General features: G+C 41.6%; 12 protein-coding genes and 1 other annotated feature. Of the genes, 6 read left to right on the top strand and 6 right to left on the bottom strand.

Annotated features, from left to right (window positions below; all coding sequences use genetic code 11):
• Position 1 precedes the first annotated feature (1 nt).
• The 4 genes from H6G41_RS28295 (at position 2) to leuD (ending at position 5,051) form a co-directional block, all read left to right on the top strand.
• Positions 2 to 1,450, top strand: a complete 1,449-nt coding sequence (locus H6G41_RS28295; RefSeq protein ID WP_190750870.1) for a DUF1802 family protein — start codon at positions 2 to 4, stop codon at positions 1,448 to 1,450.
• 478 nt (positions 1,451 to 1,928) lie between these two features.
• Positions 1,929 to 2,744, top strand: coding sequence for a hypothetical protein (locus H6G41_RS28290; RefSeq protein ID WP_190750868.1), 816 nt, complete (start codon positions 1,929 to 1,931; stop codon positions 2,742 to 2,744).
• Between the two features lie 123 nt (positions 2,745 to 2,867).
• Positions 2,868 to 4,283 carry a 3-isopropylmalate dehydratase large subunit gene (gene leuC / locus H6G41_RS28285; RefSeq protein WP_190750866.1) on the top strand — a complete coding sequence of 472 codons (1,416 nt, stop codon included), beginning with the start codon at positions 2,868 to 2,870 and terminating at the stop codon, positions 4,281 to 4,283.
• A 159-nt stretch (positions 4,284 to 4,442) separates the two neighbouring features.
• Positions 4,443 to 5,051 carry a 3-isopropylmalate dehydratase small subunit gene (gene leuD / locus H6G41_RS28280; RefSeq protein ID WP_190750864.1) on the top strand — a complete coding sequence of 203 codons (609 nt, stop codon included), beginning with the start codon at positions 4,443 to 4,445 and terminating at the stop codon, positions 5,049 to 5,051.
• Here leuD and H6G41_RS36270 read toward each other — a convergent pair.
• The 3 genes from H6G41_RS36270 to H6G41_RS28265 form a co-directional block, all read right to left on the bottom strand.
• Positions 5,048 to 5,224, bottom strand: coding sequence for a hypothetical protein (locus H6G41_RS36270; RefSeq protein ID WP_374939447.1), 177 nt, complete (start codon positions 5,222 to 5,224; stop codon positions 5,048 to 5,050). The two genes, leuD and H6G41_RS36270, sit on opposite strands and share 4 nt — an antisense overlap.
• Before the next feature lie 235 nt (positions 5,225 to 5,459).
• A complete protein-coding gene (locus H6G41_RS28270; protein ID WP_190750862.1) occupies positions 5,460 to 6,098 on the bottom strand; it encodes a ThiF family adenylyltransferase in 639 nt (212 codons plus the stop codon).
• 5 nt (positions 6,099 to 6,103) lie between these two features.
• Positions 6,104 to 6,934 carry a hypothetical protein gene (locus H6G41_RS28265; RefSeq protein ID WP_190750860.1) on the bottom strand — a complete coding sequence of 277 codons (831 nt, stop codon included), beginning with the start codon at positions 6,932 to 6,934 and terminating at the stop codon, positions 6,104 to 6,106.
• A 265-nt stretch (positions 6,935 to 7,199) separates the two neighbouring features.
• Positions 7,200 to 7,255, bottom strand: a sequence feature (23S ribosomal RNA rRNA prediction is too short).
• Positions 7,256 to 7,496: 241 nt separating this feature from the next.
• Between H6G41_RS28265 and H6G41_RS28260 the strand changes: the two genes are divergently transcribed.
• Entirely contained in the window at positions 7,497 to 7,742 is a 246-nt protein-coding gene (locus tag H6G41_RS28260) for a hypothetical protein (protein ID WP_190750858.1), read from the top strand.
• A 42-nt stretch (positions 7,743 to 7,784) separates the two neighbouring features.
• Here H6G41_RS28260 and H6G41_RS28255 read toward each other — a convergent pair whose 3' ends face one another.
• Positions 7,785 to 8,897 carry an IS630 family transposase gene (locus tag H6G41_RS28255; protein ID WP_190750856.1) on the bottom strand — a complete coding sequence of 371 codons (1,113 nt, stop codon included), beginning with the start codon at positions 8,895 to 8,897 and terminating at the stop codon, positions 7,785 to 7,787.
• Between the two features lie 46 nt (positions 8,898 to 8,943).
• On the opposite strand from H6G41_RS28255, the gene H6G41_RS28250 reads away from it, so the two are divergent.
• Positions 8,944 to 9,243: a hypothetical protein gene (locus tag H6G41_RS28250; RefSeq protein ID WP_242038080.1), complete on the top strand. Its 300-nt coding sequence runs from the start codon at positions 8,944 to 8,946 to the stop codon at positions 9,241 to 9,243.
• Positions 9,244 to 9,418: 175 nt separating this feature from the next.
• On the opposite strand, the gene H6G41_RS28245 is transcribed toward H6G41_RS28250, so the two are convergent.
• Together H6G41_RS28245 and rplL are read right to left on the bottom strand one after the other, a co-directional pair.
• Positions 9,419 to 10,843: a VWA domain-containing protein gene (locus H6G41_RS28245; protein WP_190750854.1), complete on the bottom strand. Its 1,425-nt coding sequence runs from the start codon at positions 10,841 to 10,843 to the stop codon at positions 9,419 to 9,421.
• 296 nt (positions 10,844 to 11,139) lie between these two features.
• Positions 11,140 to 11,520, bottom strand: coding sequence for a 50S ribosomal protein L7/L12 (gene rplL, locus H6G41_RS28240; RefSeq protein ID WP_190750852.1), 381 nt, complete (start codon positions 11,518 to 11,520; stop codon positions 11,140 to 11,142).
• Positions 11,521 to 11,644: the final 124 nt, after the last annotated feature.

Genomic DNA, 11,644 nt, shown 5'->3' with positions numbered 1-11,644 from the left:
GATGAGCGAATCGGTGTTATTAGATACAGCAATGTGTTTACCAGCCTCTGATATTGAATCCTTAGTACAAGGGCGGATGATTGCTGTAATACCTGGTAAATTCATTAATCTAGGGCGACAATTTGCTCTCTATCCAGTCGATGACTCGATGAACTTCCAATTATTTCAGCAATACTATTGCCCAAGTTTTTCTATGTTTGCTAGAGGAACTTTAGAGAAACTAGACCCTAACAATATTTTGATTAGAGCTTGGGCTAGATGTGAAGGATGCAAAATTTACACTGCTGAGTCTTTCGATGTTTTATCCCAGTTAACAATCTGGACGAAAGAAGCATTGCAATATGAACTTGGGCAACGACCTTATATTTTTCTAGCCTACCTACGCATCTATTTATTTCTCCATCCAATTGAGATATCGGTACGAGCCAAACATCGTCAGTTTGTACCTTTACGTCATTCCTTAAATGCTTCGGAAGTAGAACCTATATTAAGCGATCGCACTTTCGCCCAGCGCAAACGCCAGTTAGAAAATTTAGAACCAACCCAGTATCCTGAATTGGAACAATTGCAGAGTTCATTAGCCTTATTTAGCATGACTAATGCAACTGCTAAACAATTAGATGATGATATCAAAGTATTTTTAGGTTGGAGTAGTAACAAACTAATTAAGCAATCCGATCCAGATTTAGCTTGGATAAAGGATATTGCAGCATTAGGCGATCGCAGTCTTGAAAAAGACGAGGGTAAAAGTAACTATCAAGCTGGTACAGACTTTGAAAATATCGCCCGCCGTAGCCTGGATTTTTTAGGATTTAAGGTTGAGGAAAACTACAAAGGTGGTGCAGGTGGCTTAGATTTATTTTGCTCAAAACCTTATCCTCTTGTTTGTGAATGTAAAGCAGGTAAAAGCATTCCCGATCGCGCAGTAGAAGAATTAGATAGGATTGGTAAAAGACATCTTAAAGAAAATTATCTGCAAGCGGTGCGGTTGATTATTGGCCCAGGTCAACCCACAAAAAACCTCAAAGAATCTGCCGCAATATCTAAAATCAGTATTATCAATGTCATGACTTTACAAAAACTAGTTGAATTCAAAGCCAAATATCCAAGTGCAATTAATTTAATAGAATTGCAGCAATACTTAGAACCTGGGCAGATTGACTATAAAATTGATGAATATATTGAAAAAGCTGAAAAACAGATTAAGTTGCGATCGCACATCATCCAGCTTGTCAAAAATTATTTGCAAAACTCAGGTGTAGACGCTGCTGGTGTCGATGCTTTACATGGTGCTTATTTTGGATCGCATCCACCACAGCCATTAAAACCACAAGAAATGCACGAAATCCTGATTGAACTATCATCGCCCTTAACAGGCTATTTAGGACGAGTTAAAGGAGAAGATAGAAAAGGCGATCACTTTTACTACCTACGCGACTTACCCCTTTAATCCTCTTACCTTCGCTTCCTTTGCGCCTACCCTGTGGGAACGACTACTCTGCGAGTTCTCCTTTGGAGTACGTCGAATGCGGTTCGTTAAAAAATACGCTCATAAAAAGCTTCATCTTCAGCTTTACGCCTAGCAAGTTACTCTGGCGATAAAGTCCGTTCTGGAAAAATTCACCCTCTACGTGCAGTTTGTTTTGCTGTGGATTGCATCATAATCCAAATTTCTGCTACTTTTTGATTTTTATTTTACAGAAATAAAATCTGCAATACTTTCCCTAGAGTACGCATCACCAACTTACCCATACTTTTATCCTACCTTGGCGTACTTGGCGCACTTAGCGGTGCATTTCCAACAGTTATTACTATCGCTTCAGTTAAGTTAACAATAAAATTAATCCTAATCGACCCATCACCCCACATCCTCTATTACCTAAACTCCTGATAAACTAACCAAACTCACACGCTGCCAAAATTTCCCTATGGCTAAAAAATTAGTATTTCTCACCATACATGGCATGGGAGAAACGGAGAAAGACTATTACCATATTCTCAAACAATCTCTAGAAAAAGCTTTAGGCAAAGATATTTGGGCTACAGTTCATTTAGAACCGATTTACTATCATTCTGATTTGCAAGAGTACCAATATAACGTTTGGGAAAAGATGCGTCAAAGTGCGCCTCTATCTTGGCAAGATTTGCGCAAATTTATGTTATTTGGGTTTAGCGATGCATCTGCCTTAGAACATCGAGCTACAGATGATGGTAGTGTATACAAAAAAATTCAAAAATCGATTATTTATTCCTTAAAAATAGCCAGAAATCAATTCTCTACAAACGATGTCCCTATCATTATTTTGGCTCATTCATTAGGTTGCCAAGTTATCTCTAATTATCTTTGGGATAGCCAGAAAAATAAAGGCATTTGGCAGAAAGGTAGCCCCGATTATCCTGTATTTCCTCCAGAGCAAGAAGATTTTTTGAAGTTGAAATATCTCCGCTATTTATTTACCACTGGCTGTAATATCCCCTTATTTGTGGCAGGATTTGCAGATATTGTGGCAATTTCTAAACCAAATCCTGATTTTAAATGGTTTAATTATTACGATAAAGATGATGTTTTAGGCTGGCCCTTAAAACCTTTATCGCCTTCTTATGATTTAGTAGTAGATAAAGATATAGAGATTGATTCCGGAAATCTTTGGCAATCGTGGAATCCTCAAAGCCATGATGGTTACTGGACTGATGAAGAGTTTATTGAACATTTATCGCAAGTTATTAAGCGTTTAAGTAGTTGAGAGGGAAAGGCAGAAGGGAGACAATTGTACAGACGCGATCAATCGCGTCTCTGCCCAATGCCCAAAGACATAGCTTTTTTGATACTATAAAAACTCTCACTCGTTAAATTAACGAATAGATGTATGAGCAAAGGCACATTGTTCGATAAAGTTTGGGACTTACACACCGTCGGCACGCTTCCATCAGGGCTAACGCAGCTATTCATCGGACTTCACCTTATCCATGAAGTCACCAGTCCCCAGGCCTTTGCTATGCTACGGGAACGGGGTTTAAAAGTACTGTTTCCCCAGCGCACGATCGCCACGGTGGATCATATTGTACCTACAGAGAATCAAGCGCGTCCTTTTGTCGATACGATGGCAGAGGAAATGATTCAGGCGCTAGAGCAGAACTGTCAAGAAAATGGCATCACATTTTATAATATCGGTTCTGGTAGTCAAGGTATTGTTCACGTCATCGCGCCAGAACAAGGACTTACCCAGCCAGGAATGACGATCGCTTGCGGTGATAGCCACACTTCCAGTCATGGCGCATTTGGGGCGATCGCATTTGGTATCGGTACTAGTCAAGTACGCGATGTTCTCGCTTCCCAAACCCTCGCCCTGTCTAAATTAAAAGTCCGCAAAATCGAAGTTAATGGCACTCTCAACCCCGGTGTTTACGCCAAAGATGTGATTTTGCATATCATCCGCACCCTCGGCGTTAAAGGTGGTGTAGGTTACGCCTACGAGTACGCAGGTACAACCTTTGAGCAAATGAACATGGAAGAAAGGATGACTGTCTGCAATATGGCCATCGAAGGCGGGGCGCGTTGTGGCTACGTCAACCCCGATCAAGTCACCTACGATTACCTCAAAGGGAGAGATTTCGCACCCAAAGACGCAGATTGGGATCAAGCAGTGGCTTGGTGGGAATCCATCAAGAGTGATGCTGATGCTGAATACGATGATGTTGTCGTATTTGACGCTGGGGAAATTCCGCCGACAGTTACCTGGGGAATTACCCCCGGTCAAGGTATCGGTGTTAACCAATTGATTCCCAAGCCAGAGGAATTACTGGAAGAAGACCGATTTATCGCTGAAGAAGCCTACAGCTACATGGATTTATTTCCCGGTCAACCTATCAAAGGCACAAAAGTTGATGTCTGCTTTATTGGTAGCTGCACCAACGGGAGAATCAGCGATTTGCGGGAAGCGGCGAAAATTGCCCAAGGTCGCCAGGTAGCAGAGGGAGTCAAAGCTTTTGTAGTTCCTGGTTCGGAAAGAGTTAAAAAAGAAGCCGAAGCCGAAGGATTAGACAAAATCTTCCAAGCAGCCGGCTTTGAATGGCGCGAACCAGGATGTTCTATGTGTTTAGCCATGAACCCAGACAAACTACAGGGAAGACAAATCAGCGCTTCCTCCTCCAACCGCAACTTTAAAGGGCGACAAGGTTCAGCTTCTGGGCGGACATTGCTAATGAGTCCGGCAATGGTGGCGACGGCGGCGATTAAAGGTGAAGTCTCTGATGTAAGGGATTTGTTGACGGTTGACGGTTGACTGTTGACTGTTGATGGTTGACTGTTGACTGTTGACGGTTGACTGTTGACTGTTGACGGTTTACCAATGTCCATTTTTATACATGATTATGAAATGTTTTCATTGGGACTGTCTTTCTCTGCGGTTGTAAATAATCCTTTGAGGTGATGGGTAAAATTTATGGTTAGTGAAGTGAAAACAGTCGCAGGGCGCGGCGTACCTTTGGTAGGTAATGATATAGATACCGATCGCATTATTCCAGCGCGTTACTTAAAAGCCATCACCTTTGATGGGTTAGGCGAAGGCGCATTTATTGATGATCGCACTGCACTTAAAGGTGAGCATCCCTTCGATCAAGCACAATACCAAGGGGCGAATATTCTCATAGTTAACCGCAACTTTGGCTGCGGTTCATCACGGGAACACGCACCTCAAGCACTTGCTAAATGGGGAATTAAAGCTTTAATTGGTGAAAGCTTCGCGGAAATCTTTTTCGGTAACTGCGTGGCGATGGGGATACCTTGTGTAACGGCTGATAGTGCGACTGTCAAAAAGCTCCAAGAATTAGTAACCGCCAATCCTCAAGCATCTGTCACTGTAAATTTGGAAACTTTGCAAGTCCAAATTGGAGATTACACTACCTCAGTAACTATCAACAAAGGTACGAGAAGCACTTTCACTGCTGGGACTTGGGATGCTTGCGGTCAGTTGGTAGCTAATGCTGAGAAAGTTCGGGCGACTGCGGCGAAGTTACCTTATGTTGGTTGGGGTAATTTAGCTGCTGGTTAGGGGTTAATTTTGCAAAGCAATGCGGTCGCATTTTCACGCAATGCAATTGAATTGTTTCCGGATACAATCGAATTGCAACCCGATGCGATCGAATTGTTTCCGGATGCAATCGCATTGTCACCCGATGCAATTGAATTGTTTCCGAATGCAATTGAATTGTCACGCGATACAATCGAATTGCAACCCGATGCGATCGCTTGACTGTATAAAATAATAGGGTTCAGTTAAGCTTGAAACTTTGTCATCAAGGTTATTTTTTTTAATGAACCGCCAAGTACGCCAAGGACGCAGAGAGAAGAAAGTAGGGGCACGGCATCCACAATCTTCTGGTACATACAATAATATTACTGGTGCCGTGCCCCTACCGCGTGGTCTATTTACAGGAAAGAGTATTAAATCAAACAGTCGCTACAAAACGAGGGGTTGAACTGTCATATCCTTGAGGGTAATGGTAAAATTTCGCTGTTGTGCGATCGCAATGAAGGAAATCACCGCTTCACACGCCACCGCAACGGTTAACATTACCAAGTTTCGCGCTAAGGGATAATCACAGATATCATCATTGACATCAGAAGGAACGCGATAAACGTCATTCCAAATCACTTCTGCATAATCGGCTGAAAGCCCAGCATGAAGACAAGGTATATTGAATTTCTCCGCATAATCCTTGACTGCTTGACGGGCGATACTGTTATCAAAAGCGTCGATAATTAGCTGGCTATCTTTGAGGAGTTGACTGGTATTTGCTGGTGTTAACTCCTTTGTTTTGCCATCAATTTTAGTACCAATGGCGCGATATAGATTATTTGCCAAAATTTTCGCCTTAAATGCGCCCACATCTGAACGGTAGTAAGGCTGAGTTGAAAGATTACGCTCTTCAATGCGATCGCAATCAATCACTGTCAGTTTATCAAAACCAGACCGAGCCAAGTTTTCTGCAATGTTAGCTCCTAATGCACCAGCCCCACAAATGGTGACAGGATAATCCTTCAGCTTTTTCATCACAGTATTGCTGCGGTAAAGCTGTTCGTGAAAAAATATGGACATAATCCTTACCATTCCTGTTGTTCCATCACACCCACTAAGGATTGCAAATCAAAATCGCGATCGCGTCCACTCAGACAAATACCAGAACTAATCACTGTCAAGTCAATTTTAGCGATCGCACTTGTATGGCGAATACCATCAGCAGTTCGCCAATTCACCGTCCAGTAATCACCATGATCTTGGAATTGGCTTAATTCACCACCGCCTTGCTGTAAGGCTTTGCGCAGTCGTTTTTCATCTTGTTGGGGTTGAAAGCCCTCAATTCGCTCAGTGGCTAATTCATACACTGTCCGCATTTCTGGAGTCATCCCCTTGAATTGCAATTTTGCAGATGGGGTTAATTGCTGAATCGCAGATTGCAGAGTTTCCGCAATTATTGGATCGGTACGGCGATCGATTTCTTCAAACCAGCAGGATTGTCCATGACAACGGGTAATGATTTGCTCAAAAGCGACACCCTCAGTTACTAAATGGACTGCGATCGGTTTTACCACCTGCAACCGTTGACGCATATCTACTTCATTCACAGGATATGCTAACCAAGTTTGTCCCCGCAATTGGTATGCTAACCGCAGCCGAATTTGGGGAAAGTGTTGCAAGTATTCTGCTATTTGGGGTAAATCTGCTGATTCCACAACCGTTGCTGTCTTTGCATCCACAGGCTGAAATATACCCCAACCTTCAAATTGACGCGGCTTTGGTGTGAAGGTGTAAACCATCCCAGCTACCTTTGTGCGAACTCGTCCACCTTTGACACAAGGCGCGATAAATTGGGTAGCAGACAACTGTGCTTCTGCTTCAGCAATTTGGTTGATTAGCTTACGGATGTCAGACATAAATAATCCTAATTTATAGGATGCAAAGCTAAGTAATAATTTGGCATCAGGAATTCCTCTGTAACTTCTTACCTCTGTGTTCTCTGCGCCTCTGTGGTTATATTTCTTATTTTTTAACCGCAGAGTACGCAGAGGACGCAGAGAGGAAATAATTTGATAAGTTCCTGATGAAAGGACTAATTACGAATTACGAATTACGAATTACGAATTAATTGCGTGCAAGTTGGTGGAGCATTGCGTGTTCTCAGTTACTAGGGGGACTCCGCTGGTGAGTTGTTACACACTCTTTCAAAGATGGCTACTTCTAAGCCCACTTTCCAGGTTCTTCGCACTCCCCGTTCACACACGCCCACTGGTTTTGACAGTGTTACTTTTCCTCTCGTACTAGTATGTAGGCTCCACGAGTTGGGGCACGCAAGAAATATATTACATTATACTACAATTAAAATTTGCTATTTTCCAAAATATATTTTGGTCGTTGATTTACTGTTGATGCAAATCAAATCTTGGGAAGTACAATATAAATGTATTCCTATTGTTGATAATCAGAGTAATAATCAATATGAGCATCGAACAAATACTGGAGAAATTGCCAGCTTTAAATGCAGATGAGCAAGAAAAAGTTTTAGCATTTATTGATTCACTCGAACGTCAAAAGCAGCAGCTAAAATCTGGCTCTAAGTTAGGTAAAAAATTAAGACAAATTCGTCAAGAAATTATTGATTCTGGTCTTCCTTTGTTAACGGCTGAAGAAGCAGATAGAAAAAAAGCAGAACGTCGAGGTGGCTGTGGAGAAGACCTGATATGATTCGTACTTTCATTGATGCTGGTGTTTTAAGCTGTTCCACATTTAAGTTGCTGTAACAGCATTACCTTTGTTTTTCACTCGACGATGCCATTTAATAATTAATTCGCCTTGATTTAGTAAGCGGTCTAATAGATTCTTTAATTGCTCAACTGATTGGAATAATCTATGAGCAATATATTCCTTGGCTGAGTGCCACACTAACTCGATGAGATTATAATCGGGATTATAGGGCGGTAGAAAATACAGTTGAATATTTGGTAAATTTGTTTCAATTTCAGCTAAGATTATTTTCTTTTTATGATAGCTAGCATTATCTAAAACAATGAGAATCTTTGTACCTTTTTCAGGAAAGTCTTCCGATGCGTTACCCTGCTCTATCCATTCTTGCTTTATTTGTTCATATAATTGTTGTAATTGTTGATAAAAAATTTCACCGTTTCCTTTCTCTACAAAAAAACACATTCTTTTACGGTCATTAAATCTTACTGCTCCCATAAGATTGACTTTGCCACTGCTACGTTGTCCTGTAACTTTTTTTCTTTGACCTTTTTGGCTCCAATTTTTCCGTCGAATTACTCTTAAACTGAAACCTGATTCATCCCAAAACCAGACCTGAAGCTTTGCTGGTTCTGATTTGGACACTTCTAGATATCCTTCTAACTTCTGCTTAAATGCTGCTCTTTTAGTTGGGTCTTGCTTATCTTCTAAGCTATACTTAGCCCAGAGGTAAACGTACTTTTTTTTAAGTAGTATCCTCCTTACTTGTTCTCCACTTAATTTTATTCCTGTTTTTTCTCCCAGGTAAGTTGCTAATCTTGCTGCCGTCCATCTCCCAAACTCATATCCTAACTCTGTTGGTGGTTTTTCAATTGTTTCCATTAATAATTGAACGTACTCATCCGTAGCTTTTAAATTATTTCCTTTCTGCCGTTTATCTTTAAGGCTTTCTATATTATTTGGGTCTCCATGCACACACCAATATATTACTGTTCTCAGTCCGCATCCGAGAAACTCACTAATTTCTCTGTATTTCTTTCCATCGTTCATCAGCAGCAACATTAATGCTCTTTCTCTTACTAATGCACAATCGCTCTCTTTCACTACTTTTTGTAAGTTTTCTCTCTGTTCTGTTTTGAGAAATCCTTTGACTGGCATGATGCACACACGGAAATTTATCTTATTGCTATTTTATGCGCTTTAAATGTGGAACAGCTTAATTTACGCTGCTCGTTCTCAAGGGGATATGGCTGAGAAAGCTTTACAAATTTTAGAGGATGAAAACCGAGAATTTGCTTCTAGTATTTTTCTCAAATTAGAAGTATTACCGAAAGCAATTTACAATCAACAAAAAAGCGAATTTAAATTTTACGAAGCATTCTTTGATGAAGTTTCCTATTGGGCAAAGGATATCAATTCAATTATTGCAACAGCTTATGAAGAAGCAAGTAAATTTGGAGTGGGGCAATGGACGCTTTACATATTGCGTCCGCTATATTTGTAGGAGCAACGGAATTTATTACTAATGAAAAACTAGAAAGATCAATTCATCGCACTCAAAGCATTAAAATGATTTCTATTCATTCATAAAAACATAATTAACCTTTTCATTTGAAGTGTTATCTGCTGAATTAGCATTGCTCATTATTAAATCTGATGAGCAATGCCGTATTCTAACCTTACTTATCGTCGCGCACCGGCAAAGGCAGATCCATAATCTCCATCAGCAAATCCAGGCGAGAGGGGCGCGTTAGCAGTGGGACAAGATTCGGCAAGCTGTAGTAGTCACCCGCAAAGGTAAACGTATCTACAGGTGCTTGCTGCTGCTTCAGTTGACTCTCCAGCCAGTTGTAATGAGTACCTACACGGACAATCACTACATTGGGGATTACCGCCAATTCTCGGCAGTAAGTCTTGTAGACTTCACTGAAGTAAGGTGTAGCATTTTCACCTTCATCAGTCACTATAATGATCTGGTCAACTACCTGCTTTTTCTTGCGCATTGCTTCCAATGCACAACCGATACTAGTACCACCACCTGCATTGATGTGCTGGAAAGCACGCTCCCAGTCGCTTAACTCCTTGCCCTTGGCGGTGACAGCATAAGGAATAGTATCGAAGGCGTAGACATACAAATCTGCCTGGGTGATACCAGAGATGAGGGCAGCAAGTTGCTTACCAACTGCGATCGCATTTTCCATTGAACCAGACTTATCCACCAGTAAAGCAGTAGGACGAGCGATCGCACCACGCCGCTTTACCTGCTCGTTGGTCACTTTTTCCAGTTTAGCAAGGGTGTCTGCGTCTAAATCTGCGGCAATCTGTGCTTTGAAAGCTGACACACGCCCACTCTTAGATGCTTCCTCCAGCTTGGAGTCAATCAGCTTTTTGACTTCTGGGTGATCCATTGCACCTCTCGCCTGGAGAGACTTGAGGTTGTTGATCACTTCTTGGGGAGTCATACTGTTGATTAACGCCACCAAAACAACAGGTGTGAGTTGCTTGATTGCACCAATTGCGATCGCATAGGGAATATTGAATTCCACAATTAGCTGTGCTTGTTCTGGGGCACTTTCCGCCTTAGCAAGCTGCTTCAGCACATTTGCTAAAGAACCCTCTGGCGGAGTATCGCGGAAGAGAATCGCATTTGCTCGTTCATTTGGCTTGATGTGTAGCGAAGCATACAAGTGCTTCATCGCCTTTCGACCCCGCAGCGCCGCCCGATCAAACAATGCTGGATTGCTTTCCCGTGCTTTCAGGTAACGCCGCACCGCAGTCCGCGCCGAACGAGGTAGTTTATTTTGCTGCTGCTTCATAAAGTCCACTACACGAGCCACCTGATAGGGCGGAAACTCTTGCAGCATCATAAATCCAGCATCTCGGTGTTCAGTTAGATTGCTAGTTAACAGGTGAGCAATAAATACTTCCTTATGATCGCGGACATCACCATAACGCTGATACCAAACCGCTAGGTGTCCGTAGAACAGGGGATCTAATTCAACAATTAACTTATGAATTTCTGCGACTTGCTCAAGTTTGCGGTGAGGAGTTGTGAGCAAACTATTGAGCATTTCCAAGCGTAAATCGCGTTCTGCTGTATTCATAATAACCTCCTCCAGTTGTGATAAATGAGGAGGCAGATGTTGCACACGGGGCGATAAATTCACCGCGCAAGTTGTAGAAGCATAGTGTATAACTTATTCAGAGTTATGTAAGCTTCTGCGATCGGGGCGCGGCAACAACTGCCAATTAATAAATTTGAATTTCTATATATCTGTCCTAATTCACTTGTGAAATCCTCTATCTCTTTTCTTCTCTTCGTGTCCTTTGCGCCTTTGCGGTTCGTTTAAAAAAGAATCTCACGCAAAGACGCAAAGAGGAAATCTTTAATTGCACCGTTTTATGTCAAAGAAACGATCGCTCCTGTTTCCTCTAACTGTTGCTTGAGGATTTGGGCAGCTTCTTGATCCAATCCTGTCTGCACGACTTTAGGAAGAGAGTCCACAAAGTCTTTTGCTTCCTTCAATCCCAGTCCAGTCACCGTCCGAATGACCTTGAGTAAGGCAATCTTTTTCTCTGCTGGAACCGATACCAATAACACATCAAATTCTGTCTGAACTTGTAATTGAACCTCATCTTCATCTCGTTTATCAATTTGAATGAGCTTCGGTATGAAAATATCAACATTGAAAGTTGCTTCAATCTGCTTTACTAGTTGAGCAGTTTCGTTGACATTTAGAAACTTGATTTGTTCTAAAATTTCTAGAGTTTTCACAGACATGGCAACCTCCAATGAGTTGCAGTTAAGCTGTTCAGCATTTAAATAGGGTATAATAAAAAGCCGAATTCAGTCAAAAAATGGAATAATGCCAGCAAAAAATCATTTAACTTCCCAGCAAATAGAG

The sequence above is a fragment of the Tolypothrix sp. FACHB-123 genome (assembly GCF_014697075.1).
Lineage (GTDB): Bacteria > Cyanobacteriota > Cyanobacteriia > Cyanobacteriales > Nostocaceae > Aulosira.
Note: the sequence above shows the minus strand (reverse complement) of the source record. Positions and strands in the feature narration are given on the sequence as shown.